22 protein-coding genes and 2 tRNA genes are annotated in these 26,893 nt (G+C 62.6%); 6 read left to right on the forward strand and 18 right to left on the reverse strand.

From position 1 onward, the window contains the following. Positions 1–21: 21 nt before the first annotated feature. Both rlmB and rnr read right to left on the reverse strand, forming a co-directional pair. A complete protein-coding gene (gene rlmB, locus FQ668_RS23705) occupies positions 22–768 on the reverse strand; it encodes a 23S rRNA (guanosine(2251)-2'-O)-methyltransferase RlmB (protein ID WP_019437577.1) in 747 nt (248 codons plus the stop codon). Next, positions 765–3,338 carry a ribonuclease R gene (gene rnr, locus FQ668_RS23710; RefSeq protein WP_003249552.1) on the reverse strand — a complete coding sequence of 858 codons (2,574 nt, stop codon included), beginning with the start codon at positions 3,336–3,338 and terminating at the stop codon, positions 765–767. Before rnr ends, rlmB begins: the two co-directional genes overlap by 4 nt. Before the next feature lie 272 nt (positions 3,339–3,610). Between rnr and FQ668_RS23715 the strand changes: the two genes are divergently transcribed. The 4 genes from FQ668_RS23715 to FQ668_RS23730 all read left to right on the forward strand — a co-directional run bounded on the left by FQ668_RS23715 (position 3,611) and on the right by FQ668_RS23730 (position 6,690). After that, positions 3,611–3,697, forward strand: a tRNA-Leu gene (locus FQ668_RS23715). Positions 3,698–3,785: 88 nt separating this feature from the next. Beyond that, a tRNA-Leu gene (locus tag FQ668_RS23720) sits at positions 3,786–3,872 on the forward strand. A gap of 239 nt (positions 3,873–4,111) precedes the next feature. Next, the gene (locus FQ668_RS23725; protein ID WP_003249550.1) at positions 4,112–5,125 is read left to right on the forward strand and encodes an extracellular solute-binding protein; all 1,014 of its coding nucleotides are present in this window, start codon (positions 4,112–4,114) and stop codon (positions 5,123–5,125) included. Then, complete coding sequence (locus tag FQ668_RS23730; RefSeq protein ID WP_003249548.1) at positions 5,125–6,690, forward strand: iron ABC transporter permease; 1,566 nt, start codon at positions 5,125–5,127, stop codon at positions 6,688–6,690. Before FQ668_RS23725 ends, FQ668_RS23730 begins: the two co-directional genes overlap by 1 nt. Positions 6,691–6,772: 82 nt before the next feature. On the opposite strand, the gene FQ668_RS23735 is transcribed toward FQ668_RS23730, so the two are convergent. The 13 genes from FQ668_RS23735 to FQ668_RS23795 all read right to left on the reverse strand — a co-directional run bounded on the left by FQ668_RS23735 (position 6,773) and on the right by FQ668_RS23795 (position 21,976). Then, entirely contained in the window at positions 6,773–7,240 is a 468-nt protein-coding gene (locus FQ668_RS23735) for a DUF2867 domain-containing protein (protein ID WP_076402318.1), read from the reverse strand. A 174-nt stretch (positions 7,241–7,414) separates the two neighbouring features. Continuing rightward, the gene (locus tag FQ668_RS23740; RefSeq protein ID WP_041167101.1) at positions 7,415–9,349 is read right to left on the reverse strand and encodes a methyl-accepting chemotaxis protein; all 1,935 of its coding nucleotides are present in this window, start codon (positions 9,347–9,349) and stop codon (positions 7,415–7,417) included. A 338-nt stretch (positions 9,350–9,687) separates the two neighbouring features. Beyond that, a complete protein-coding gene (locus FQ668_RS23745) occupies positions 9,688–10,980 on the reverse strand; it encodes an adenylosuccinate synthase (RefSeq protein ID WP_003249542.1) in 1,293 nt (430 codons plus the stop codon). A gap of 56 nt (positions 10,981–11,036) precedes the next feature. After that, positions 11,037–12,224, reverse strand: coding sequence for an ATP phosphoribosyltransferase regulatory subunit (locus FQ668_RS23750; RefSeq protein ID WP_010955481.1), 1,188 nt, complete (start codon positions 12,222–12,224; stop codon positions 11,037–11,039). A gap of 301 nt (positions 12,225–12,525) precedes the next feature. Then, positions 12,526–13,395 (reverse strand): protease modulator HflC, encoded by an 870-nt coding sequence (hflC, locus tag FQ668_RS23755; protein ID WP_014592592.1) that lies wholly within the window; start codon positions 13,393–13,395, stop codon positions 12,526–12,528. Beyond that, the gene (hflK, locus tag FQ668_RS23760; protein WP_014592593.1) at positions 13,395–14,576 is read right to left on the reverse strand and encodes an FtsH protease activity modulator HflK; all 1,182 of its coding nucleotides are present in this window, start codon (positions 14,574–14,576) and stop codon (positions 13,395–13,397) included. The genes hflC and hflK overlap by 1 nt, the downstream gene beginning before the upstream one ends. A gap of 96 nt (positions 14,577–14,672) precedes the next feature. Further along, positions 14,673–15,974 (reverse strand): ribosome rescue GTPase HflX, encoded by a 1,302-nt coding sequence (gene hflX / locus FQ668_RS23765; RefSeq protein WP_012274456.1) that lies wholly within the window; start codon positions 15,972–15,974, stop codon positions 14,673–14,675. A gap of 12 nt (positions 15,975–15,986) precedes the next feature. Further along, complete coding sequence (gene hfq, locus FQ668_RS23770) at positions 15,987–16,247, reverse strand: RNA chaperone Hfq (protein WP_003249532.1); 261 nt, start codon at positions 16,245–16,247, stop codon at positions 15,987–15,989. Positions 16,248–16,341: 94 nt separating this feature from the next. Next, positions 16,342–17,313: a tRNA (adenosine(37)-N6)-dimethylallyltransferase MiaA gene (miaA, locus tag FQ668_RS23775; RefSeq protein WP_019437573.1), complete on the reverse strand. Its 972-nt coding sequence runs from the start codon at positions 17,311–17,313 to the stop codon at positions 16,342–16,344. A gap of 1 nt (position 17,314) precedes the next feature. Then, complete coding sequence (gene mutL, locus FQ668_RS23780; RefSeq protein ID WP_014592595.1) at positions 17,315–19,213, reverse strand: DNA mismatch repair endonuclease MutL; 1,899 nt, start codon at positions 19,211–19,213, stop codon at positions 17,315–17,317. Continuing rightward, entirely contained in the window at positions 19,213–20,643 is a 1,431-nt protein-coding gene (locus FQ668_RS23785; RefSeq protein ID WP_014592596.1) for an N-acetylmuramoyl-L-alanine amidase, read from the reverse strand. The genes mutL and FQ668_RS23785 overlap by 1 nt, the downstream gene beginning before the upstream one ends. Positions 20,644–20,654: 11 nt before the next feature. Beyond that, positions 20,655–21,128 (reverse strand): tRNA (adenosine(37)-N6)-threonylcarbamoyltransferase complex ATPase subunit type 1 TsaE, encoded by a 474-nt coding sequence (tsaE, locus tag FQ668_RS23790; RefSeq protein WP_003249523.1) that lies wholly within the window; start codon positions 21,126–21,128, stop codon positions 20,655–20,657. Then, positions 21,116–21,976, reverse strand: coding sequence for an NAD(P)H-hydrate dehydratase (locus tag FQ668_RS23795; RefSeq protein ID WP_014592597.1), 861 nt, complete (start codon positions 21,974–21,976; stop codon positions 21,116–21,118). The genes tsaE and FQ668_RS23795 overlap by 13 nt, the downstream gene beginning before the upstream one ends. 65 nt (positions 21,977–22,041) lie before the next feature. Here FQ668_RS23795 and queG point away from each other — a divergent pair, with 65 nt between their 5' ends. Continuing rightward, a complete protein-coding gene (gene queG, locus FQ668_RS23800; RefSeq protein WP_014592598.1) occupies positions 22,042–23,106 on the forward strand; it encodes a tRNA epoxyqueuosine(34) reductase QueG in 1,065 nt (354 codons plus the stop codon). Positions 23,107–23,246: 140 nt separating this feature from the next. On the opposite strand, the gene FQ668_RS23805 is transcribed toward queG, so the two are convergent. Beyond that, on the reverse strand, positions 23,247–23,858 hold the full coding sequence (locus tag FQ668_RS23805; RefSeq protein WP_003249516.1) for a trimeric intracellular cation channel family protein: 612 nt from the start codon (positions 23,856–23,858) through the stop codon (positions 23,247–23,249). A gap of 91 nt (positions 23,859–23,949) precedes the next feature. Continuing rightward, entirely contained in the window at positions 23,950–24,492 is a 543-nt protein-coding gene (orn, locus tag FQ668_RS23810; protein WP_003249514.1) for an oligoribonuclease, read from the reverse strand. A gap of 152 nt (positions 24,493–24,644) precedes the next feature. On the opposite strand from orn, the gene rsgA reads away from it, so the two are divergent. Further along, positions 24,645–25,676, forward strand: a complete 1,032-nt coding sequence (gene rsgA / locus FQ668_RS23815) for a small ribosomal subunit biogenesis GTPase RsgA (protein WP_014592599.1) — start codon at positions 24,645–24,647, stop codon at positions 25,674–25,676. 173 nt (positions 25,677–25,849) lie between these two features. Here the strand turns inward: rsgA and motB are convergent, their stop codons facing one another. Further along, complete coding sequence (motB, locus tag FQ668_RS23825; RefSeq protein ID WP_144180701.1) at positions 25,850–26,890, reverse strand: flagellar motor protein MotB; 1,041 nt, start codon at positions 26,888–26,890, stop codon at positions 25,850–25,852. Positions 26,891–26,893 lie beyond the last annotated feature (3 nt).

Below are 26,893 nucleotides of genomic sequence, written 5' to 3' on the forward strand. Positions count from 1 at the left end.
GAGGCCGGAACAGGCTGAGAATCAGCGCTTGCCTTGACGCTGACGCACGGCTTCGAACAGGCAAACCCCGGTCGCCACCGACACGTTAAGACTGCTGACGCTACCCGCCATCGGCAACTTCACGAGGAAGTCGCAATGCTCACGGGTGAGCCGACGCATGCCCTTGCCTTCCGCCCCCATGATCATCACCAGCGGCCCGGTCAGATCCTGCTGGTAGATCTCCTGCTCGGCCTCGCCAGCGGTACCCACTACCCAAAGGCCACGCTGCTGCAACTTCTCAAGCGTACGCGCCAGATTGGTCACAGCCACCAGCGGAATGACTTCTGCCGCCCCACAAGCCACCTTTCGCACAACCGGCGTCAGCGTTGCGGATTTGTCCTTGGGCACGATCACTGCCGTGGCACCGGCCGCATCCGCGGTACGCAAACAAGCGCCGAGGTTGTGCGGGTCGGTCACGCCGTCCAGCACCAGGATCAGCGGCGGCGTTTCTGTGCGTTCAAGCAACTCTTCGAGCATCAACTCGCCCCACACCTGGCTCGGACTGACCTCGGCTACAACGCCTTGGTGCACGCCTTCGACCCAGGCATCCATCTCACGGCGCTCGGCCTGGCCGACCGGCACGCGGTTTTCCGCGGCCAGCGCCAGCAAGGTTTCGAGGCGTGGCTCACTGCGCCCTTCCGACAGCCAGATCTGCTTGACCCGCTTTGGATGGTGCTGCAGCAATGCCTGCACGGCGTGTACGCCGTAGATTTTTTCCAGCTGACTCATGAATTGCTCTTGTTTTTGCGTGGTGCGCCGGACTTCGGCGGGCCTTTACGGTGCTTGGTCGGTTTGCCGGACGGCTTGCCACCTTTCTCCGATTTGCTGCCAGCACTGCTGCGCGCGTCGGTCATCAGCGCTTTCTTCATCTCGCGGCTTTTACGCACTTCAGCATTACGCTGCACAGCATCCTTGGGGAAGTACGCTTCGGATGCTTCGCTCTTGCGGCTGCGCGGCTTGGGCGTGGCTTTCGCTTCGGTTGCCGGCTGCTGCTCGGCTTTTTCGGCAACCGGCGCGGCGCCACGCTGCTTGCGGCCGATCGGTGCGGCGAGGGTCTTTTCCGACACTTCGAAATCGATCTTGCGCTCATCCAGATCGACACGCATGACCTTGACTTCGATGGTGTCGCCCAAGCGGAAGCTGCGACCGGTGCGCTCGCCGGCCAGGCGATGGTGTACCGGGTCGAAGTGGTAGTAGTCACCTGGCAACGCACTGACGTGCACCAGACCCTCTACATAGATATCGGTCAGCTCGACGAACAGGCCGAAACCGGTCACCGCAGTAATCACACCCGGGAAGGTCTCGCCCACGCGGTCTTTCATGAACTCGCACTTGAGCCAGTTGACCACGTCACGGGTGGCTTCGTCGGCCCGGCGCTCGGTCATCGAGCACTGCTCGCCCAGTTGCTCCAGGGTGTTTTCGTCGTACGGGTAGATACGCGCCTTGGGGATGCTCATGGCGCCGGCACGCTTGACGTGCGGGGTATCGACCTTGGAGCGGATGATGCTGCGGATGGCGCGATGCACCAGCAGGTCCGGGTAACGACGGATCGGCGAGGTGAAGTGGGTGTACGCCTCGTAGTTCAGGCCGAAGTGGCCGTTGTTCTCGGTGCTGTATACGGCCTGGCTCAGCGAGCGCAGCATCACCGTCTGGATCAGGTGGAAGTCCGGGCGACCGGCGATGCTCGCCAGCAGGGCCTGGTAATCCTTCGGCGACGGGTCCTTGCCCTTGTGCAGGCTCAGGCCCAGCTCGCCGAGGAAGGCGCGCAGTTTTTCCAAGCGCTCCGGCGGCGGGCCGTCATGCACACGGTACAGGGCCGGTACGCCGTGCTTCTGCAGGAACTCGGCGGTGGCCACGTTGGCCGCCAGCATGCATTCCTCGATCAGCTTGTGGGCGTCGTTGCGCACGGTCGGGCGGATTTCGGCGATCTTGCGCTCGTCACCGAAGATGATGCGGGTTTCCTGGGTCTCGAAGTCGATTGCACCCCGGGTGTGACGCGCCTCCACCAGCACCTTGTACAGGTTGTACAGGTTCTTCAGGTCCGGCACGACCTCCTTGTACTCTTCGCGCAGCGCCTTGCCCTCACGGGTACGCGAGTGCTCGAGCATGCTGCTGACCTTGTTGTAGGTCAGACGGGCATGAGAGTGGATCACGCCTTCGTAGAACTGGTAGTCGACCATCTGGCCGGCTTTGTTCATGGTCATTTCACAGACCATGGCCAACCGGTCGACATGCGGGTTCAGCGAGCACAGGCCGTTGGACAGCTCTTCGGGGAGCATCGGCACCACGCGCTCGGGGAAGTACACCGAGTTGCCGCGCTGCTGGGCTTCGACATCCAGGGCAGAGCCCAGACGCACGTAGCTGGAGACGTCAGCGATGGCCACGTACAGGCGCCAGCCACCGGAGAACAGACGCAGCTTGCCCAGCGGTTCGCAATAAACGGCATCGTCGAAGTCGCGGGCGTCTTCACCGTCGATGGTGACGAACGGCAGATGGCGCAGGTCGACACGCTTCTCTTTGTCCTTCTCCTCGACTTCGGAGCGGAACTTGCGTGCCTCCTTGACCACATCATTGGGCCAGACGTGCGGAATATCGTAGCTGCGCAGGGCAACGTCGATTTCCATGCCCGGTGCCATGTAGTTGCCGATGACTTCGACCACATCGCCTTGCGGCTGGAAGCGCGGCGTTGGCCAATGGGTGATCTTGATCTCGACGAACTGGCCGATCTTGGCACCGCCGTTGCGCCCGGCGGTCACCAGCACTTCCTGCTGGATCTTCGGGTTGTCCGGGGTCACGTAGCCGATGCCGCCCTCTTCGAAATAGCGGCCAACCACGCTTTCGTGGGCACGGGAGATGACTTCGACCAGCACGCCTTCACGGCGGCCACGGCGGTCGACACCGGAGACGCGGGCCAAGCCGCGGTCGCCATCGAACACCAGTCGCATCTGCGACGGGCTGAGGAACAGGTCTTCGCTGCCGTCATCGGGAATAAGGAAGCCGAAGCCGTCGCGGTGGCCGGAGACGCGACCACAGATCAGGTCCAGCTTGTCTACCGGGGCATAAGTGCCGCGCCGGGTATAGATAAGCTGGCCATCGCGCTCCATGGCACGCAGGCGGCGGCGCAGGGCTTCGATCTGGTCTTCTTCATACAGACCGAACTCTTTTGCCAGCTCCTCGCGGGCAGCAGGTTCGCCTCGGTCGGCGAGACGCTGCAGGATCAGCTCACGGCTGGGAATGGGGTTGTCGTATTTTTCCGCTTCGCGAGCGGCCTCGGGATCGAGGGATTGCCAATCGGCCATCAGAAGGGGTTCACCTTGGGGTATATAGATAGGAATTCTGGCATAGGCGTATTGAAACCGGAAATGTCTGCCTTGGACAGCCCCCGCTGCAGTGCATAAACAGCAGAAATAGGCTTGTGGAATCAACAAGTTGAATTTTTTGAATTTTTTTTCGATTGGGGGCTTTACAGCCTTGGGGAGCGTCCGTATAGTGCGCACCACAACGACGGACAACCCCGAAGTTGTAGTAGAGATGAACGATGCTGTAAAGCATCAAGTAACCTCGAATGTGTGCCCAGGTGGCGGAATTGGTAGACGCGCTGGTTTCAGGTATCAGTGACCGCAAGGTCGTGGAAGTTCGAGTCTTCTCCTGGGCACCAAGTATTTTCAAGTAACAGATGACCAAGGATCTGTTACTACTGTGTGAAAGCGAACGATAGTCGCCTTCTGCAGATGATGTAAAGCTTTGCCCAGGTGGCGGAATTGGTAGACGCGCTGGTTTCAGGTATCAGTGACCGCAAGGTCGTGGAAGTTCGAGTCTTCTCCTGGGCACCATACAAAAACCCACTAGCTTGCTAGTGGGTTTTTTCTTGCCTGCGTTTTTTGTGCCCCCCTCCCCGACACGCGCACGCTGTAGGAGCGGGTGCACCCGCGAAGAGGCCCGTACAGGCAACACACGCCCAGCCCCCTTGCACCATGGTCTGACCATGAATTTCTCGTCACCCGGCCACTTGAGAAACAATTTCGTTTACCATTGTTTCCAAATATGTAGCCGTAAGCGAGGAAGTACCCGCATGACGATCCGTCCGCAACCGCTGATGCGTACCCTGGCCGCCGCAGTGCTGAGCCTGGTCATCGGCGCTCCGGCCGCCATGGCAGACGCACCGGTCACGCTGACCATGTACAACGGTCAGCACAAGGAAATCGGCGAAGCCATTGCCAAGGCCTACGAGGCCAAGACCGGCATTCACATCGACATCCGCAAAGGCAGCAGCAACCAGCTGGCCAGCCAGATCATCGAGGAAGGTGATCGTTCGCCGGCCGACATCATCTATACCGAAGAGTCCCCGCCCCTGAACAACCTGGGCGAGCTGGGCCTGCTGGCCAAGATTGACGACGCCACGTTGAACATGATGCCCAAGGAGTACGTTGGCGCCAACGGCACCTGGATGGGTATCACCGCCCGTACGCGCATCGTGGTGTACAACCCGAAGAAAGTCGACGAGAAAGACCTGCCGACCACGGTGATGGACTTCGCCAACCCTGAGTGGGAAGGCCGCGTCGGCTACGTACCCACCAGCGGTGCGTTCCAGGAGCAGGCCGTGGCCATTCTGAAGATGCACGGGCGCGAAGCCACCGAAGAATGGCTGACTGGCCTGAAAGCCTTCGGCAAGACCTACACCAACAACATGGTCGCCCTCAAAGCCGTGGAAAAAGGTGAAGTGGCTGCGGTATTGGTTAACAACTACTACTGGTACGCGCTTGAACGCGAACGCGGCAAGCTGGACACCAAGCTCTATTACCTGGCCGACGGCGATGCTGGCAACCTGGTCACTATCTCCGGCGCAGGCGTGGTCAAGGCGAGCAAACACCCGAAAGAAGCCCAGGCCCTGCTCAACTGGATGGCCAGCGAAGAAGGCCAGCGCGTGATCACCCAGACCACCGCCGAGTACCCGCTGCACAAGGGTATGGTTTCTGACCGCGGCCTGAAACCATTCGACGAGCTGCGCCCGCCGAAGATCTCGCCAGCTGACCTGGGCAATGCCGAGGAAGCCATCGAACTTGAGCGTGAGGTCGGCCTGCTCTGATGACTGCCGCCCTGTCCGAACCGGTGCCGGTACGCTTCGTACCGCGCCGCAAGCGCCCTTCCATCTGGGTAGTGCTGCCTGTGCTGTTCCTTGTGGCAATGAGCTTGCTGCCACTGGCTTATGTCGCCATCAAAGCCTGGGAGGCCGGCTGGCGCGAAGCCTTGCACCTGCTGTGGCGGCCCTTTGTCTGGGGGCTGATGCGCAACACCCTGATGCTGATGGTCGGGGTGACGCTGACCTGCATGGTGGTCGGCCTGGCACTGGCCTGGCTGCTGGAGCGCAGCAACCTGGCCGGCCGCCGGTTGTGGGGCGTTGTGCTGTGCCTGCCATTCGCCGTGCCGTCGTTCGTCAGCAGCTTCACCTGGGTGTCGCTAAGTTCGGACTTTGAAGGCCTGGGCGGCGCGATCATGGTCATGGCCCTATCCAAATACCCACTGGTGTTCCTGCCCGTTGCCGCGACCCTGCGCAACCTCGACACCTCGCTGGAGGAATCGGCACGCACCCTGGGTTGCAGCCGCTGGGGTGTGTTCAGCAAAGTCACCCTGCCACTGCTGTGGCCGTCGATGCTCGGTGGTGCGCTACTGATTGCCCTGCATATGCTGGTGGAGTTTGGCGCATTGTCGATCCTCGGCCTGCAAACCTTTACCACGGCGATCTACCAGCAGTTCGAACTGGAGTTCAGCAACGCGAACGCGGCCATGCTGTCTGCCGTGCTGCTGGCGATGTGCCTGGCAATGCTGTGGCTGGAACTGCGGGTGCGCGGCAAAGCCCGCCATGTACGTATCGGCCAGGGCGTAGCGCGTCGTGCGCAACCGGTGCGGCTGCGCGGCTGGGCGGTGCTGGCTCAACTGTTCTGCGTGGGCCTGGCGGTGCTGGGCAGCGGCATTCCGCTGGCGATGCTCGGTTACTGGCTGAGCGTGGGTTCGTCGGCGGCATTCCCGGTGGCGGCCATCTCGAAGGCGTTGTTCACCTCGCTGTCGGTGTCGCTGGGCGGTGCCGGCTTCTGTGTGCTGCTGGCTCTGCCTATCAGCTTCCTGGTGGTGCGCTACAAAGGCCGCCTGGCGATTTGGGCTGAGCGTCTGCCCTATCTGCTGCACGCCCTGCCCGGCCTGGTGATTGCCCTGACGTTGGTGTTCTTCGCCCTGCACTACGTGCCGGCGCTGTACCAGACCACGGCACTATTGCTGCTGGCCTATGCACTGCTGTTCCTGCCGCTGGCCCAGTCGCCGGTGCGCACCGCACTGAACAAGGCCTCACCAACGCTGGAAGAAGCTGCGCGCACCCTTGGCGCCAGTAGCTTTGCCGCATTCTGCCGGGTGACCTTGCCGATCATCTTCCCGGCCATGGCGGCAGCCTTTGCGCTGGTGTTCCTGGATGCCATGAAAGAGCTGACGGCTACCCTGCTGCTCAGCCCGACCGGCATGACCACCTTGGCCACCGAGGTGTGGGCACACACAGCCAACGTCGAGTTCGCGGCAGCGGCGCCTTATGCTGCGTTGCTGATCGTGGTGTCGGGGTTGCCGGTTTACTTGCTGACTACGCGGATGTATCTGAACAAGGCATGAACTTCTTCGCGGGTTTGCCCGCTTCCACAAGCACAGCGCCGTACTCAGGGCCTGCGCTGTACCTGTGGGGGCTTGCCGGCCATCAGATGTTACGCAGCATGCGCCGCACAATTGGCCCATGGGCCTTGCCGACCGGCAACATGTAAAGCCGGCCGAAGGTGTTGAAGCACTGCACCGAGGTGGTCACGCTCAAGCGCTGACACCCCTCCCCCTGATCATCTAGATCCACACTCACCATTACAGCCAGGTGCGTATCACGCGAGGTCAGGACCAGTTGCTGGTTGCTGATGGCCTCGACCCTGAAAAAGTCCAGATGCTCACCCACTACCGGCACCCGCTCGGGGCTACGCGATGAGAAACCGTGAATGGCAGTGACGTTGAAGCGCCGCGAGATGAAGTCGCGCAAGCGGAACGCCTGGGCCAGCCAGCCGGGGACATCCGAGGTCATCGCACAGTAGGCTTGAAGCGCGGTCATGGTTGCAGCGATGTGCACGCTGTCGCAATGAAGAAAATCCAGCTCGGCCGGGGCGGCGACTAGTTGGGCAGACATGAACAACTCCCTTTGCCATGTGTCGTCGCCATCATAGCAACAGCGCCCTCTGTAGGAGCGGCCTTGTGTCGCGATGGGCTGCGAGGCAGCCCCTGGGTATTGGCGACAACCTATGAATTGCCGGGGCTACTTTGCAGCCCATCGCGACACAAAGCCGCTCCTACAAGAACCGGGTCAGGCCCTGAACTGGCCCAGGCTGGCTCGCAGCTGCGCTGCCAGTTCATCCAGCACCTTGCTGCTGGCCGTAGTCTGCATCACCACCTCGGCCGAGCGCTCGGCCTGGGCATGAATGGTTTCTACCCGCCCACGCACCGCCTGCGCACCGCTCGCCTGCTGTTCGGCCGCCCGCGTTGCCAGGCCTATGGCCGCATGCACCTGTTCCACGGCCGCCTGCACCGACTGCTGGCGGCGTTCGTTGTCACGCAGCACCAGCAAGCCTTCGCTAGCCTTGAGCCCAGCCTGGCTGATGGTGGCCACGGCTTCCTTGGCGCCCTTCTGCAACGCAGCGATATGGGCCTGGATATCCCCGGTGGAGCTCTGCGTCTTGCTCGCCAGTGCGCGCACCTCGTCGGCCACCACGGCAAAGCCGCGCCCGGTTTCGCCAGCACGGGCCGCCTCGATGGCGGCGTTCAAGGCCAACAGGTTGGTCTGCTCGGCGATGCCGTGGATCACCGTCAGCACCACTTCGATCTGCTCGCTCTGCTTGGCCAGGCGCTCGATCACCTGGGAGCCGGCATCCACCTGCCCAGCCAGGTTCTCGATCAAACCGGCAAGCTGGGTCGAGGTGCGGCTGTTTTCATCGGTCGCCTGGCGGATATCCACCACTTGCTGCAACGCCGCCTGCATCGCATGACTTTCGGCTTGTGCTTCATCAGCCATGCTCGACAGGTCGCGCAGGCTGGCGGCCACTTCATCGCGCTGCAATGCGGCGGCAGCATCTGCGCCGGCGTTGCGCTGGGCCATCGCGCCAATCTCCACACCCGTGCGCTGCGCCACCTCGCCGGCTTCGCGCACAATCGGCTGCAACTTGTCGACAAAGCGGTTCACTGCCGAGGCCATGTCGCCGATTTCATCTCGGCTGTCGAGCGGCACGCGCTTGGTCAAGTCACCTTCGCCGGCCGCCAGGTCATCGAGGGCGGCAATCAACAGGCGTAGCTTGCTCAGTACCCGGCGGCCTAGCACCAGTGCCACCACCACCAGCACCCCTAGGCCGACCAGCACCAGGCCCAGACCGATACGCCAGCGCAGCTCTGCAGCGGCATCGCGCACGGTTTGCGCGGTATTGGCCTGCATGGCGGCAGCACTGCCCTGCGCCTTCTCCAGGCGCTCGCGCAGGGTCTTGCCGCTATCGGCAGCAGCTCCGACCAGGCTGTCGCCAACCAACTGCTCTCCGCTAGCGATCAGCGCCGCGAAGCGCTGGTCCAGCGCCTTTAGCTCATGGTCGATGCCGGCAGTGGAAACCCCCATCACCACCTTACCGATTTCCGTGCCATTGGGGCTGATCGAGGCTTCGACGAAGTACACCGCCGGGTCACGCCGGGCAGCATCAATCACCTTGTCCAGCGCACGCTCGCCCTGACCCTTTTCCATCAAGGCCTGGTTGATCGGGTTTTGCCGGTTGAGGTAGCGAGTCAGGTGCTGACCCTGAGCGTCGTCGTACACCACGAACAGCACGCTCGGATTGCGCTGCGCGCGTCGTGCGAAATCAGAGAGCACTGGCACATCGTTGTCCCAGATCGCCCGCGGTGCAACCGAAGCCAGCAACTCGGCCATGTCGTTGGCGGAGTCCTTGAGGTTCTTCTCCAAGGTGCTGCGAAGTTGCTGCTGTTCGCTTTGCAGGCGCTCCGACAACCCTGCGCTCAGGCGCTGGCGGGTACTGCTGGACAGGCCGTCGAGCCCAGAGCGCACATCTTGCCCGGCTTGCTCCAGATCGCTTGCGAGTTGGCGGCTGTCATTACCCAGCCGTTCGCCAAGGTCGGCCTCCAGGGCGGTGACCGTGCTTCGGGTGAGCGCAACGGCAACCAGCACCTGCACCAAAAGAGCGATACCAAGGGCAACAAACACAGGCCGCAAGAGGCGGCTTCGTAACAGTGAGAGGATGGCAGACACGGTGTAACCCTCGTGTTTTCTGGCGCCACTATTTTGATGGCATCTACAGAAACTTCTTACAGCAAGGGTTGTGCCGTAGGCAGCAGGGAAATGCGCCAAGGTCTAGCAATGGGGTTTCGTGTGCCGGCCCATTCGCGGGTAAACCCGCTCCTACAACGGCCCTCCCCCCACCGCCGTTGTGTGCCCCACACCCAGTGTAGGAGCGGGTTTACCCGCGAATACGGTAGCGGCGGCAACGGTGGATTGCCGGTGGATATTGGCCAGCACAGACATGCCCACAAATGAAAACGCCGCGGCCCTTCTCAGGGCCACGGCGTCAGATCAGCCTGGAGGGCAGATCAGGCGAACGGATGACGCAGCACGATGGTCTCGTTGCGGTCCGGGCCGGTCGAAATGATGTCGATCGGCGCGCCAACCAGCTCTTCGATGCGCTTGATGTAGTCACGCGCAGCTTGCGGCAGCTCTTCCAGGGTTTTCACTCCCAGAGTCGACTCGCTCCAGCCTGGCATCTCTTCGTACACCGGCTCAAGGCCAATGTAGCTGTCGGCATCGGAAGGCGCGTCGATGACGGCACCGTTCTCGTTCTTGTAGCCGACGCAGATGTTGATGGTTTCCAGGCCATCCAGTACGTCCAGCTTGGTCAGGCAGATGCCCGAGATGCTGTTGACGTCGATGGCGCGACGCAGGATCACGGCATCGAACCAGCCGCAGCGACGGGCACGGCCGGTGGTGGAGCCGAACTCGTGGCCACGCTTGGCCAAGGTAGCACCGGTCTCGTCGAACAGTTCGGTCGGGAACGGACCGGAACCCACGCGAGTGGTGTAGGCCTTGGTGATGCCGAGGATGTAGTCGAGGTACATCGGGCCGACGCCGGAGCCGGTGGAAATACCGCCAGCAGTGGTGTTGGAGCTGGTGACGTACGGGTAGGTGCCGTGGTCGATGTCCAGCAGCGAGCCCTGGGCGCCTTCGAACATGATGTCCTTGCCGGCGCGACGCAGGTTGTGCAGCTCGGCGGTGACGTCGAGCATCATCGGCTTGAGCTGTTCGGCGTAAGCCATGCACTCGTCCAGCGTCTGCTGGAAGTCGATGGCTGGCTCTTTGTAGTAGTTCACCAGCTGGAAGTTGTGGTAGTCCAGCAGCTCACCCAGCTTGGCGGCGAAACGCTCGCGGTGGAACAGATCGCCCACACGCAGGCCGCGGCGGGCAACCTTGTCTTCGTAGGCTGGGCCGATACCACGGCCGGTGGTGCCAATCTTGGCTTCGCCACGGGCTTTTTCGCGGGCCTGATCCAGGGCCACATGGTACGACAGGATCAGCGGCGCAGCCGGGGAAATGCGCAGGCGCTCGCGCACCGGTACGCCTTTTTCTTCCAGCTTGGTGATTTCACGCATCAGTGCATCCGGGGCAACGACCACGCCGTTACCGATCAGGCACTGTACGCCTTCACGCAGGATGCCGGATGGAATCAGGTGCAGAACGGTCTTTTCACCGTTGATCACCAGGGTGTGACCCGCATTGTGGCCACCCTGGTAGCGCACTACGGCGGCAGCATGTTCGGTCAGCAGATCGACGATCTTGCCTTTGCCCTCATCACCCCACTGGGTGCCCAGGACGACGACATTCTTACCCATTACATTGGTCCTCATTCACGCAAACTTGGTTGCCGGCCTGTTGCCGACGCAGAAACTCACTGGGCCAGCGGCAGAACCTGCCAGCGCCCGTCTTGCTGAATCAATTGCCGATCACAATCCGCCTCGAGAGCAGCACTCAACGGCTGGCCAGGCAATGCCTGGACCACACGCTGGCCCTCGTTGCGCAACTGGCAGACTTGCTGCCAGAGGGCCGCGTCGCCACTGTCCGGCATCCAGATGCCGCCAGTTGGCAATACGACCTCCGCTCGCCCCAGTGTGACCAGGGTCTTCAAATCCGTGGAGAAGCCGGTAGCCGGGCGTGCCCGGCCAAAGTCGGCGCCGATATCGTCGTAGCGACCGCCCTGGGCGATCGATTGGCCTTCGCCTGGCACGAACACGGCGAACACCACGCCCGTGTGGTAGTGGTAACCCCGCAGCTCGCCGAGGTCGAAGTACAGCGGCAGGTCCGGGTAGCGCGACGCCAGGCGATCAGCGATTGCCAGCAGGTCGTCCAGCGCCGCCAGCACGCTGGCCGGGGCGCGACCGAGGCGCACGCGGGCTTCAGCCAGTACTTCACGACCACCGCATAGCTCGACCAGAGCGCGCAGCATGCTGCCCAGGTCTTTCGGCAGGTCGGCGGTCAGCGCCTGCACTTCATCGACAGCCTTGCGTTGCATGGCGTCGAACAACTGCTGTTCGACCGCGCCAGACAGGCCGGCGGCACGGGCCAGGCCGCGGTAAATACCGACGTGGCCCAGGTCCATGTGCACATCCGGCACATCGGCCAGTTGCAGCGTGGCGAGCATCAGGCTGATGACTTCGACGTCGCTGGTAGGGCTGGCATCGCCGTACAGTTCGGCACCCAGCTGGATCGGGCTGCGCGAGGTGGACAGGGCACGCGGCTGGGCGTGCAGCACGCTGCCGGCATAGCACAGGCGGCTCGGGCCCTCACGGCGCAGTGTGTGCGCATCGATACGCGCTACCTGCGGGGTGAAGTCGGCGCGGAAGCCCATCAGGCGGCCGGACTGCGGGTCCACTACCTTGAAGGTGCGCTGATCCAGGTCCTGGCCGGCGCCGGTAAGCAGCGACTCCAGGTACTCGATATGCGGGGTGACGACCAGTTCGTAGCCCCAACTCTGGAACAGGTCCAACACCTGGCGGCGCGCGATCTCGATGCGCGCAGCCTCAGGTGGCAGTACTTCCTCGATGCCATCTGGCAGCAGCCAGCGGTCTACCGTTGCCATTACGCCATTTCCCCTCTGGTCCGGGCGGCTTGCCAGCAGGCAAACCGTCAGAAAAGCCGGTATCGCGCACAGCAGCGGGCAGCACTGATCCCAGCGCAGCCACCGTACCCGACACCCTCAAATTGCCTTGCGAGCTGACCAAACTGTCAACCGGCGCTGAGCCAATCAACCTTGCAGACGCAAAAAAGCCGGGAAATTTCCCGGCTGCCTCATCATACACCCCTTTTCATTCAGGATGCACCCCGCCTGGTGCATTAGCTGCCAGGCGGGGTGCCGCTGCATGAAAATCAGGGCCTGAGCATCAAGGCCTGCTCTTGTCCAGGTAACGGAAGAATTCGTTCTTCGGGTCCAGGACCATCACGTCGCTCTTGCTCGAGAAGCTCTCGCGGTATGCCTGCAGACTACGGTGGAACGCATAGAAATCAGCGTCCTGGCTGTAGGCCTTGGCATAGATAGCAGCCGCTTGGGCATCACCATCACCACGGGTTTCTTCCGCTTCGCGATAAGCCTCGGCCAGCAGCACACGGCGCTGACGGTCGGCATCGGCACGGATACCTTCAGCCAGCTCGTTACCCTTGGCACGGTGCTCGCGGGCTTCACGCTCACGCTCGGTGCTCATGCGGTCGAACACGCTGCGGTTGACTTCCTTCGGCAGGTCGATGGCCTTGACGCGCACGTCGACCACCTCGATGCCCAGTTCCTTGCTCGCCATGCGGTTCAGCGATGCAGTGATGTCAGCCATCAGCGCGTCACGTTCACCGGAAACCACTTCGTGCAGGGTCCGTTTACCGAACTGGTCGCGCAGGCCACTTTCCAGACGACGCGACAGACGCTCGTCGGCGATCTGCTTCATGCCGGACGTGGCGGTGTAGAAGCGTTCAGCGTCCTTGACACGCCACTTGGCATAGGCGTCGACCATCACCGCTTTCTTTTCCAGGGTCAGGAACCGCTGGGTCGGAGCGTCGAGGGTCATCAGTCGGGCGTCGAACCTGCGCACCTGGTTAACGTATGGAATCTTCACGTGCAAGCCTGGCTGAACATCCGCCTCGACCACCTTACCGAAGCGCAGCAGTACCGCACGCTCGGTCTGGGACACGATGTAGAAGCTGTTCCAGGCCACGATGGCCAGGACCACGGCGGCGATCAGGGCGATCAGCGATCTATTGCTCATCAGCGGCTCTCCCTAGTACGCAGCGGCTGCTGTTGCTGTTGCATGTCCTGCGCGGCACGGGCGGCCGCATCGTTAGCCGATGGCGACGCGCTGGTGGTTGGCATGGACGGCTTGCGGCTGCCTTCGACCATCTTGTCCAGTGGCAGGTAGAGCAGGTTGCTCTGCCCGTCCTTGGTTGCCACCATGACCTTGCTCGAGTTGCTGTAGACCTCTTGCATGGTCTCCAGATACAGACGCTCACGGGTTACGTCAGGTGCCTTGCGGTACTCGGCAAGCAGCTTGGTGAAGCGGTCTGCCTCACCCTTGGCGCGAGCGATGACTTCATCGCGGTAACCATTGGCGTCCTCGATGATGCGCTGGGCCTGACCACGGGCTTCCGGCACCACGCCATTGGCATAGGACTCGGCCTGGTTGCGGGCACGCTGCTCGTCTTCGCGGGCGCGGATCACGTCGTCGAAGGCTTCCTGCACTTCACGCGGGGCTGCCGCGCTCTGTACGTTCACCTGGGTAACGGTGATACCGGTACGGTAGGTGTCGAGGAAGCGCTGCAGGCGTTCGCGGATATCCACGGCCATCTGCTCACGACCCTCGGTCAACACCTGGTCCATCGAAGTGGAACCCACCACGTGACGCAGTGCACTCTCGGTCGCGTGCTGCAAGCTCACCTCAGGCTGGTCGACGTTGAGCACGAAGTCCTGCAGGTTGCTGATCTTGTACTGGACGGTCAGCGGCACCTCGACGATGTTCTCGTCTTCGGTCAGCATCTGGCCCTGCTTGGTGTAGGCACGCTCACGCGTGACGTTTTCCATGTACTTGCGATCAAGCGGCGGGAAGTAGATGTTCAGGCCGGGACCGACCGTCTCATAGTACTTGCCGAGGCGCAGCACAACCGCCTGCTCCTGCTCGTCGACCACATACACGGCGCTGTACAGCCAGATTGCAGCCAGCACCGCCAGGCCGATGCCCAGCAGGCCCAGGCCACCGCCCTTGCCGACATTGCGATCACCGCCGCCACGTTTCTTGCTGCCGCCGAACATGCCATTCAGGCTGTCCTGCAGTTTGCGGAAGGCCTCGTCCAGATCCGGTGGACCTTTCTTGTCACCACCGCCGCCACCGCCACCACGGCGGCCGCCCCAGGGATCCTGATTGTTCGAGTTGCCACCCGGCTCGTTCCAAGCCATAGCGCTCTCCATCTGATAAAGCAAAGACGCGCCCACGGCGCGCCGTCCAATGCTACAGAATGCCTGTCACTGCTGCCCGGCGACCTCGACGAGCATTTATTGCAAAGTGTGTTGCTCGACAAACACTTGCGGCTCCATGCCTTCGCGGCTGACCAGGCGATTCAGTTCGACCATGGGCAGTCGCACGCTCAGCAGGCTGCGCCCTTCTTCATCATGCTCTTCACTCTGCACGGCCCCCAAGGCAAAGAATTGCGCGCGCAAGCGGGCAAAACGCTGCTCCAGGCACAGGGTACCGACAAACAGATCATCCCCCAGCAACTCGGCAACCGCCTGGCCAACCAGCTCCAGGCCACGCCCATCGCGTGCCGATACCCAGACCCGTTCCGGCTTGCCATCGGCATTGCGCTGGATCTGAGGCTCGACATCTTCGAGCAAGTCGAGTTTGTTGTACACCTCCAGGATCGGCAACCCCTCGGCACCGATCTCGCCCAACACCGCCAGCACCTGCTCGATCTGCTCCATGCGCTCAGGCTCATGGGCGTCGATCACATGCAGCAACAGGTCGGAGTTGCTCGACTCTTCGAGCGTAGCCCGAAATGCCTCGACCAGCTTGTGCGGCAGGTGGCGAATGAAGCCTACGGTGTCGGCCAGCACGATCGGCCCCAGGTCGTTGAGCTCGAGCCGGCGCAGGGTCGGGTCGAGGGTGGCGAACAGCTGGTCCGCGGCATACACCTCGGATTCGGTCAGGGCGTTGAACAGCGTGGACTTGCCGGCGTTGGTATAACCCACCAGCGACACCGAGGGGATATCCGCGCGCTTGCGCCCGCGACGCGCCTGCTCACGCTGGCTGCGCACTTTCTCCAGGCGTGACTTGATCTGGCGTATACGCACCCGCAACAGGCGGCGGTCGGTTTCCAGCTGGGTTTCACCCGGGCCGCGCAGGCCGATACCACCTTTTTGTCGCTCAAGGTGAGTCCAGCCGCGCACCAGCCGCGTGCTCATGTGCTCCAGCTGGGCCAATTCGACCTGCAGCTTGCCTTCATGGGTACGCGCCCGTTGGGCGAAGATATCGAGGATCAGCCCGGTACGGTCGAGCACACGACACTCGAACACACGTTCAAGGTTGCGCTCCTGACTGGGCGTGAGGGTGTGATTGAAAATCACCAGGTCTACCTGTTCGGCATGGACCAGGTCGTGCAGCTCTTCGACCTTGCCGCTGCCAATCAGGTATTTGGCGGAAGGCTGATGCCTTGTCACCGTGACCAGCGAGACGATGTCGGCACCGGCCGACAATGCCAACTCCTGAAACTCCTGCGGGTCTTCGCGCGCCTCAGGGTTCTGACCTTCCAAGTGAACGAGCAATGCCCGCTCACCACCACCGTGGCGCTCAAAGAACAATGCAGGCTCCTATCAGGCGTTGCCTGGCTCGCTGTCGCCGTGCTCGCTGTCGGTCGGGCTTGGCAGGCGGACCGGACGGGCCGGAACTACGGTCGAGATGGCGTGCTTGTAGACCATCTGGCTGACGGTGTTCTTCAGCAATACCACGAACTGGTCGAACGATTCGATCGAACCCTGCAGTTTGATACCGTTGACCAGGTAAATGGATACCGGGACCTTTTCTTTTCTCAAGGTGTTCAAGTAAGGGTCTTGTAGCGAATGCCCTTTTGACATATGCCGCACTCCTGTAAGGATAAATAATAGAAAATCAATAAAATCGATAAATTAGGCCGCCCCTTCGCAAGAATAGACGGCAATCAGCAGGGACTCAGCTCAATATGGAGATGGCCCCAAGGTATTTCAAGGTGCGGGACAGATTGTCGCAGGCCAGGCTGTCAAGCCAGTGCACTTCAGGCCAGCCACGCAACCAGGTGAACTGCCGCTTGGCCAGCTGCCGGGTAGCAATGATACCGCGTTCACGCATCTCATTCTCAGTCAGCTTGCCATCCAGGTAATCCCAGACTTGCCGATACCCCACTGCCCGTATAGACGGCAGCCCGGCGTGCAAGTCACTTCTGGCTCGCAGCGATCGGACCTCGTCAACGAAGCCCTGTTCCAGCATCTGCGAAAATCGTAACGCAATTCGCTGATGCAAAATGTGACGATCTGTAGGAGCAATCGCCAAGCTGGCGACAGTATAGGGCAAATGTCCGCCGGCGCCTGCGTCTGCGCCGCGACTTTCCGCGAATTGACGCCGACGATGAACTGTCATGCTCTCGCCGCTCACCCGGTACACCTCCAACGCCCGGATCAGCCGCTGCGGGTCATTGGGGTGGATACGTGCCGCGGACTCCGGGTCGACTTCGGCCAACTGGCGGTGCAGCTCGGCCAGGCCCAGGGCTTCAGCCTGCGCTTCCAGCTCGGCGCGCACCGCCGCATCGGCGGCCGGCATGTCGGCCAGGCCATCGATCAACGCCTTGTAATAGAGCATGGTGCCGCCGACCAGCAGCGGGATCTTGCCGCGCGCGGTGATCTCGGCCATGGCCTCCAGCGCGTCGGCACGGAACTGCGCGGCGGAATAGCTCTGGGCCGGGTCGAGAATGTCGATCAGCCGGTGCGGGTGGGCAGCGAGGACTTCTTTCGACGGCTTGGCCGAACCGATATCCATGCCCCGGTAGACAAGTGCCGAATCGACGCTGATCAGTTCACACGGCAGCACTGTGGTAAGTTCGATGGCAAGGTCGGTCTTGCCGGCCGCCGTAGGACCCATCAGGAATATTGCAGGGGGCTTGCCGCTCATTTCATCGACCGCGCAGGAAAAGTTTGTCCAGATCGTCCAGGCCCATCTGGGTCCAGGTGGGACGGCCATGGTTGCACTGGCCGCTGCGCTCGGTATTTTCCATGTCGCGCAGCAGGGCGTTCATCTCGGGAATTGCCAGGCGCCGGTTGGCGCGCACGGCACCGTGGCAGGCCATGGTACCGAGCAGTTCATTGAGGTGCGCCTGAATGCGATCACTGGTGCCGTACTCCATAAGGTCGGCAAGCACGTCCTGCACCAGGCGGTTGGCTTCGGCCTGCTTGAGCAAGGCCGGGATCTGGCGAATCGCCAAGGTCTCGGGGCCCAGGCGCTGCAATTCGAAGCCCAGGCGCTGGAACCACTGTGAATGCTCTTCGGCACAGTCGGCTTCACGCTGGCTGAGGGCCAGGGTTTCCGGCACCAGCAGCGGCTGGCCGCTCAGGCCCTCGCTGGCCATGGCCACCTTGAGGCGCTCGTACATTATCCGCTCATGGGCGGCGTGCATGTCCACCAGCACCAGGCCAACAGCATTCTCGGCCAGTATGTAGATGCCCTTGAGCTGCGCCAGCGCGTAGCCCAGCGGGGGAATGTCGCCTTTGCTCTCGGGCAGGGCCGTCGCAGGCGCTGCACCGCCTTCCAACGGTTTGTAGAACTCGCGATACACCGCCTGCGCCTCTGCAGCCGGCAGCGGCTGCGAAGGGCGCGGAGTGTACTGATACTGGTAACCGGCGCCACTGCCACTGTTGGAAAACGACTGCTGTGGGGCTCGAGGTTGCTCAAGCACCGGCGAGGCCAGGCGCATTTCACCCTGGGGCCCGAACTCACCGGCCTGCTGGCCAGTGGGGCGAACCAGCTCAGGCACGGCAGCAGGTGCAGCCAACTGGTCTTCCGGGCGTACATCGGCCAAGGCACGGTGCAAGGTGCCATACAGGAAGTCGTGCACAGAGCGCCCTTCGCGGAATCGCACTTCATGCTTGGTAGGGTGCACGTTCACATCGACGCCGTTGGGCTCCAGCTCCAGGAACAGCACGAAAGTGGGGTGGCGGCCGTTGAACAGCACGTCCCGGTAGGCCTGACGCACGGCATGGGCGACCAGTTTGTCGCGCACTGCCCGGCCGTTGACGAAGAAGTACTGCAGGTCTGCCTGGCTGCGCGAGAACGTCGGCAAACCGACCCAGCCCCAAAGGCGCAAGCCGTTGCGCTCGACGTCGATCGGCAGCGCCTGCTCCATGAAGCCCGGGCCGCAGATGGCACCCACCCGCCGCGCACGGGCGGTTTCGTCGTGGGCCTCGTGCAGGCTGAGGATGCTCTTGCCGTTGTGGCGCAGGTGGAAGCCGACATCGAAACGGGCCAGCGCCAGCCGGCGGATCACTTCCTGCAAGTGATCGAACTCGGTTTTCTCGGCCTTTAGGAACTTGCGCCGGGCCGGGGTATTGAAGAACAAATCACGCACTTCCACCGAGGTACCGACCGGGTGCGCCGCGGGCTGCACCCGCGGCGTCATGTCGCGGCCTTCGGTTTCTACTTGCCATGCCTCGCTGGCACTGGCGGTACGCGAGGTCAGGGTCAGGCGCGCCACCGAACTGATCGAGGCCAAAGCCTCGCCACGGAAGCCCAGGCTCAATACCCCTTCAAGGTCTTCCAGCTCGCGGATCTTGCTGGTGGCGTGTCGGGCCAGGGCCAGCGGCAGGTCGTCGGCAGAAATACCGCTGCCATCGTCCCGCACCTTCAGCAGTTTGACGCCGCCCTGTTCTACTTCGACATCGATACGCCGGGCACCGGAGTCCAGGCTGTTTTCCAGCAGTTCCTTGGCTACAGATGCCGGCCGCTCTACAACCTCGCCGGCAGCAATCTGGTTGGCCAGCCGCGGGCTGAGCAGCTGAATTCGCGAACCACCACTCATTATTGCGCGGCCAGGGTTGTGGCGGGTACATCGAGGCGCTGGCCTACCTTCAGCTCATCGGTCTTCAGGCTGTTGGTACTGCGCAGGCTGGCCACACTGACCTGGTAACGCACGGCGAGCATCGCCAGGGTTTCACCAGGGCGCACGATGTGTTCACGCGGGCCGGCGGCAATCTTGCCGGTGTCACGCAGCCAGGCGATATAGGTGCCAGGTGGCGGGTTCTGCTGGAAGTACTGGTGCACCCCGGTGCGGATCGATCGGGCCAGGGCCTGCTGGTGGCTGGCGGTGGCCAGCTTGGCTGCTTCGTTGTTGTTCGAGATGAACCCGGTTTCAACGAGGATCGACGGAATATCCGGCGACTTCAGCACCATAAAACCGGCTTGTTCCACGCGCTGCTTGTGCAGCGAGGTGACGCGCCCCATGTTGCCCAATACCTTTTGCCCCACGTTGAGGCTGGAGCTGAGCGTGGCTGTCATCGACAGATCAAGCAGCACCCCAGCAAGCATGCGGTCCTTGTCGTCGAGGCTGACGTTACCCGCACCACCGATCAGGTCAGAACGGTTTTCCGTGTCGGCCAGCCAGCGTGCAGTCTCGGAGGTGGCACCACGATCGGACAGGGCGAACACCGAGGCGCCAAAGGCTGCGCGCGACGGTGCCGCGTCGGCGTGAATCGAAATGAACAGGTCGGCGCCTTTCTTGCGGGCGATTTCCGTACGCTTGCGCAGCGGGATGAAGTAATCGCCGGTGCGGGTCAGCTCTGCACGGAAACCTTTTTCGCTGTTGATCTGACGCTGCAGTTCCTTGGCGATCTGCAACACGATGTCTTTTTCGTGCTGGCCACGCGAGCCGGAAGCGCCAGGGTCTTCGCCGCCGTGCCCGGCATCGATGGCAACCACGATGTCACGCTTGCCACTGGGTACCGGTGGTAGCTTGATCGCCGGCTGGGCCGGCGTTACTGGCACCGCCGGCGTGGTCGCAGGCGTTTGTACCGGGGCCGGTGCAGGCGGCGGCGCGCTGGCCGCGATAGCGTCAGCTTCCTGGTCATACAGGTCGACGACCAAGCGGTTGCCGTACTGTGCATTGGGCGCCAGGGTGAAGCTTTTCGGGGTAACCGACTTTTTCAGGTCGACCACAACCCGAAGATCGGTCGGAGTACGCTGGGCCGAACGCACACTGCTTATCGGCGTGTTGGAGGTGGCCACATTCAGTGGCGCGGCCAGTGTTGCACCATTGATGTCGATGACCAGTCGATCGGGTGCGCTCAGGGTGAAGACACTGTGCTGCACGGGGCCAGACAGGTCGAAGACCAGCCGCGTGTTGTCCGGTGCGCGCCACAGGCGCATGCTCTTGACTTGAGTGACGGCCAGAGCCTCAACGGTCACCGTTGTCAGCAGCAGCCCAACGATGGCGACCAGTGCGCGTATGCGCATACCTACCCCACTTACTGTTTATAGTGTTCGGCCAGTGCCACGCACCAGGCCTCGCCGCGAGCCCCCTGCGGCGAAAGGTTCAGCGAGCGTCCACTCGCTTGGGGGCTTATGGTAATGGTCAGGTCAGGCTTTGGCAAAACGCCCGCACCCTTTTGTGGCCATTCGAACAGGCACAGCGGGTCCCCCTCGAAATAGTCACGAATGCCCATGAACTCAAGCTCCTCCGGGTCGACCAGGCGATACAGGTCGAAGTGAAAGGCTCGGACCTCGCCAATTTCATAGGGTTCGACCACGGTGAACGTCGGGCTTTTCACAGCACCAGTATGGCCCAGACCGCGGATCAGGCCACGCGACAGGGTAGTTTTACCCGCGCCCAGGTCGCCCTCGAGGAAAATCACGCCGCGACCGCCGGTCACCTCGGCCAGTGCTGCACCGAATTTGACCGTGGCCTCTTCATCGGCCAGAAACAGATTTAAGCCAGACACGCAGAATGCTCCTCCAACAACTCACGAATGGCCGGCGCCAGATCACTGGCCGCCAGGCCTCTACCTTTTTTCCCAAGGCGCTCGCCGGCACAGGCGTGCAGCCACACCCCCAGACAGCCCGCGCCCCAGGCATCCAGGCCTTGGGCCAACAGGGCTGCCAGCACGCCAGTCAGCACATCGCCCAGGCCGGCGCCGGCCATCGCCGGGTGCCCGCGCTCGCACAACGCCAGTTGCCCGCTCGGGGCTGCCACCAGTGTGCCGGCACCTTTGAGTACACAGACGCTGTTATAACGGCGCGCCAGCTTGCGCGCGGCACCAGGACGGTCGGCCTGCACGGCCTCGGTGGCAATGCCCAGCAGCCGCGCCGCCTCCCCCGGGTGCGGAGTAAGGATGCTGCCACTGGGCAGGGCCAGCGGGGTCCGCGCCAGCAAATTCAAGGCATCGGCATCCCACACTTGCGGCCGCTCGGCGTTGGCCACCGCCGACAGCAGGCTGCGGCCCCACGCCGCCTGCCCCAGGCCGGGCCCGACCACCAGTACCGAGGCGCGCTCCAGCACGCCCATCAGCTGGTTGGCCGAACGGACACCCAGGCACATGACCTCGGGCAGGCGCGCCAGGCTGGCCGACACGTGCTCGGGCCGGGTTGCCACGCTGACCAGCCCGGCGCCGCAACGCAGGGCGGCTTCGGCGCTGAGCAATACAGCGCCTCCGGTACCAAGATCGCCACCGACCACCAGTACGTGGCCAAAGTCGCCTTTGTGGGCATGCGCATGCCGTGCCGGCAGGCGGGCAACCGTCACGCTGCTGAGCAATTGTGGGGCATTACTAGGGTGTTTGGTCTGCGGCATGGGGTCAAAGGCTCCAATGTCTGGCAGAATTATACGCACCTGAGCCCGTATTGCCTTGCCCATCCATGTCCGCCTCTGCACCTGACCTCGCCCAACTGGCCCAATCGATCAAGATTTGGGGCCAGGAACTCGGTTTTGCCCATGTTGGCATCGCCGGGGTCGACCTTGGCGAACACGAACACCACCTGCAGCGTTGGCTCGACGCCGGTTATCAGGGTGAAATGGAATACCTGGGCGCCCACGGCAGCAAAAGGTCACACCCCGACCAGCTGATCCCCGGCACGGTACGCGTGGTCTCGCTACGTATGGACTACCTGCCCGGCGACACGCAGATGGCGCAGCGCCTGGCCCAGCCGGAGAAGGCCTACGTGTCGCGCTACGCGCTTGGCCGGGACTACCACAAGCTGGTGCGCAAGCGCGTGCAATTCCTTGCCGACCGCATTCAGGAGGCCATCGGCCCGTTCGGCTACCGCGCCTTTGTAGACAGCGCCCCGGTACTTGAAAAAGCCTTGGCCGAACAGGCCGGGCTGGGCTGGATCGGCAAGAACACGCTGTTGCTCAACCGCAAGGCGGGTAGCTACTTCTTCCTTGCCGAACTGTTCGTCGACCTGCCGCTGCCGGTGGACGAAGCCACCACCAGCGAGCACTGCGGGCGTTGTCAGGCCTGCCTGGACATCTGCCCGACACAGGCGTTTGTGGGGCCCTATGTGCTGGATGCGCGGCGCTGTATCTCGTACCTGACCATCGAGCTAAGGGGCGCGATCCCTGTCGAGTTACGCGCAAAGATGGGCAACCGAGTGTTCGGTTGCGACGACTGCCAGATCGTCTGCCCCTGGAACCGTTTTGCCAAGCACAGCCAGGAGCAGGACTTCCAGCCACGGCACGGGCTGGAAAATACCGACCTGGCGGCGATGTTCCTGTGGGATGAACGCACCTTCCTGCGCAAGACCGAGGGCGGGCCTTTGCGGCGGGCGGGGTACGAGCGGTTCTTGCGCAACCTGGCGGTGGGGTTGGGCAATGCGCCCTCCACGATTCCCGTGATCGAGGCGCTGAAGGCCAGGCGTGACGATGAATCGGAATTGGTGCGTGAGCATGTGGAGTGGGCGCTGGCCCGACACGGAGCTCAATAGCGACCAGCCTCAGAGCATACGCCATCCTTGTGGGAGCGGGCGCGCCCGCGAAGCAGGCAACACAGGGAATGGCACCGGCTTCGCCGGTGTTCGCGGGCACGCCCGCTCCCACATGGGCCATGTTGCGCTTGTAAATCGCGTCACTGCTGGTCGTTGTAGTGGAACTTGGGCATTTCCCAGTGGAAGCGTATCGCCAATAGACGTACCAGGAAGCCGCCAAACAGAGTCAGCAACATCGCCTGCTCCGCCGGCACCTTGAAATACACGCATCCCAGATAGAACCAGGCCGCGGCAAATGACACGCTGGCATACAGCTCACGGCGGAACACCAGCGGGATGTCGTTGCAGAAGATATCCCGCAGGATCCCGCCAAACACCCCGGTGATCACCCCGCTGATCGACGCCACCAGCATGCCCTGCCCCATCTCCAGCGCCGTCATGCAACCTATCAAGGTAAACGCCACCAGCCCCAGGGCATCGAGCACCAGGAACAGCGAGCGAAGGCGGCGCATCATCGGCGCGATGAAAATGGTCAGCAGCGCCGCAAAACTGGTCAGCACCAGGTACTCAGGGTGCTTCACCCAGGTCAGGGGATAGTGCCCGAGCAGTACATCACGCACCGAACCGCCCCCAAGCGCAGTGACGCAGGCGATCAGCACCACGCCAAACCAGTCCATGCCGCGACGCCCGGCAGACAGCGCGCCAGTCATGGCTTCGGCGGTAATGGCGATAAGGTAGAGCATCAACAACATGGTGCGGGTCCGTGCAGGAAAGGCGCGCAGTCTAACCAGTTGCCCAAGGCACCAAAAGGGGGCGCAGATACAATATCTGCGCCATTTCGACTCACAGCTTGATGAAGTGCTCGCGATAGTGACGCAGTTCGGCGATCGATTCGCGGATATCGTCCAGCGCCAGGTGGGTATTGCCCTTCTTGAAGCTGTCACGCACGTCCGGCGCCCAGCGCGCGGCCAGTTCCTTGAGGGTGGAGACATCCAGGTTGCGGTAGTGGAAGTAGTTTTCCAGGTTGCGCATGTGGCGGTAGAGGAAACGACGATCCTGGCAGATGCTGTTGCCGCAGATCGGCGACTTGCCTTTAGGCACCCACTGCTCGAGGAAGGCGATGGTCTGTGCCTCGGCTTCAGCCATGCTGACCTTGCTCTCGCGTACGCGCTGGGTCAGCCCCGAAGCACCATGGGTGCGGGTGTTCCACTCGTCCATGCGCGCCAGCACTTCGTCACTGTGGTGGATGGCGATCACCGGCCCTTCGGCCAAGGTATTGAGCTCGCTGTCGGTGACGATGGTGGCCATTTCGATGATGACATCGCTGTCCGGATCCAGGCCGGTCATTTCCAGGTCGATCCAGATCAGGTTCTGTGGGTTTTGCATGCAGGGGCTCCTCATATAGGCGGTCATATTAGCCTAGTGGCCAAGGCACGCCCATTCACGGCACAAAGGTGAGCAGAATAGTCCAGCGGCGGGCGTGCTAAACTGCCTGCCGTTTTCAATGCCCCACGCCGGGCCTCTCTTACGGTACCTTCATGGCCAAACGCCAGCTCAATCGCCGCCAAAACTGGCGGATCGAAAAAATCCAGGGCGAGCGCGCCGCTCGCGCGGCCAAACGCGAGCAGCATGCACTGCAGGAACTGGAAGGTGGCGACCTGGGGCCGGAACAACTGGGCCTGGTGATCGCGCACTTCGGCGTGCAGGTAGAAGTTGAAGCTCAGGATGGCGAAACCGCAGGCCAGGTGTTCCGCTGCCATTTGCGCGCCAACTTGCCAGCACTGGTCACCGGTGACCGTGTCGTGTGGCGTGCGGGTAACCAGGGCATCGGCGTGATCGTGGCGCAGATGCCGCGCAGCACCGAGCTGTGCCGGCCGAACAACCATGGTCAACTCAAGCCGGTGGCAGCCAACGTCGACCTGATCGTGATCGTGTTCGCCCCGGCGCCGGAGCCGCACCCGAACCTGATCGACCGCTATCTGGTAGCGGCCGAGCACGCCGGCCTCCGCCCGCTGCTGCTGTTGAACAAGGCCGACCTGATCAACGACGAGAACGGCCCCGGCCTGCATGCGCTGCTGGAGGTCTACCGCGAACTGGGCTACCCGCTGCTGGAAGTATCGGCTCACCAGGGCGACGGCATGCAGCGCCTGCAGCAGCAACTCGACGGCCATATCAGCGTGTTCGTCGGCCAGTCGGGGGTGGGCAAGTCGTCGCTGGTCAACAGCCTGCTGCCAGACGCCGGCACCCGCGTCGGCGACTTGTCGGAATGGTCAGGCCAGGGTACCCACACCACCACCACGGCGCGGCTGTACCACTTCCCCAACGGCGGCGACCTGATCGACTCGCCGGGTATCCGCGAGTTCGGCCTTGGCCATGTCAGCCGCGACGACGTGGAGGATGGCTTCATCGAGTTCCGCGACCTGTTCGGCACCTGCCGCTTCCGCGACTGCAAGCATGACCGCGAACCGGGCTGCGCGCTGCTCAAGGCACTGGAAGAGGGGCGCATCAAGCCGCAGCGCATGAACAGCTACCGCTCGATCATCGCCAGCCTGGCAGAAGACAGCTACTGAAACGCTCGAAATGAAAGTTGCCGCGATCCCTTGTAGGAGCGGCTTTAGCCGCGAACACCGGCAACGCCGGTGCCATTCACCGCACTGGAGGCTTCGCGGGTAAACCCGCTCCTACAGTGATCGCGCCAGCGTTCAGGTGTTGGGTAGCACAGTTGCCCGCACCAAAAAGCCGCTTACTGCTCCTTGGCTTCATCCATCTTCAGCGTGCCATCTTCAAAGATGTTCAGCTTCTGGCGCAGCTCGCGCGGTTGCATCGGTGGCTGTTCAGTTGCCCCTGGGTCAGCCGGTGCCGAAGCCCCTGGCGCAGCACCACTGGCTGGCGCTGCAGGTGCAGTTGGCGCAGCTGGCGGCGTTTCCGGCGCCCCTTGCTCACCTTCGATATTGCGCTGGGCTTTCTTGGTCAGCACGATGATGTCGATACGGCGGTTGACCGGGTTGAACGGGTCCTTGCGGTCGAATAGTGACGACGAGGCGTACCCCACCACCCGTGCCACCTGGCCATCCGGGTAACCACCCGCCACCAGGGCACGCCGCGCGGCGTTGGCGCGGTTGGCCGACAGCTCCCAGTTACCGTATTCGCCAGTGCCAGCATACGGCTTGGCATCGGTATGGCCGCTGATGCTGATCTTGTTCGGCACCGCCTTGATGGTGTCAGCCATGGCCAGCAGGATATCTTCGAAGTAAGGCTGCAGGCGCGCGCTACCGATGTCGAACATCGACCGGTTCTCGGCATCCATGATCTGGATGCGCAGGCCGTCCTGGGTGATCTCGAACAGGATCTGGTCCTTGAACTTCTGCAGCTGTGGGTTCTCTTCCACCTTGTTCTGCAGTTCCTGCAGCAAAAGCTCCAGACGCTCGCGCTCGACCTGCTCGGCCATGGTCTCGACCTGGTCCTTGCTCAGCTGAGTGGGGGACTGCTGCGTCGGCTCGGTCTTCACTTCCGGATTGATGGTTTTGTCCGGCGCCATCTCCGGTGAACCCCCCAGGTCGATGACATAAGGCGTGCCACTCTCGGAGAAACCAATAGGGTCCTGGAAGTAGCCGGCAATGGCGATCTTCTGCTCAGGCGTGGCCGTGGACAACAGCCACAGCACCAGGAAGAACGCCATCATCGCCGTGGCGAAGTCGGCAAAGGCGATTTTCCAGGCGCCACCATGGTGGCCGCCGCCAAAGCGCTTGACGCGCTTGACGATGATGGGCTGATTGTTCTCCATGAC

It is taken from the genome of Pseudomonas sp. Kh14 (assembly GCF_900291005.1).
GTDB classification, from domain to species: Bacteria; Pseudomonadota; Gammaproteobacteria; order Pseudomonadales; family Pseudomonadaceae; genus Aquipseudomonas; species Aquipseudomonas alloputida.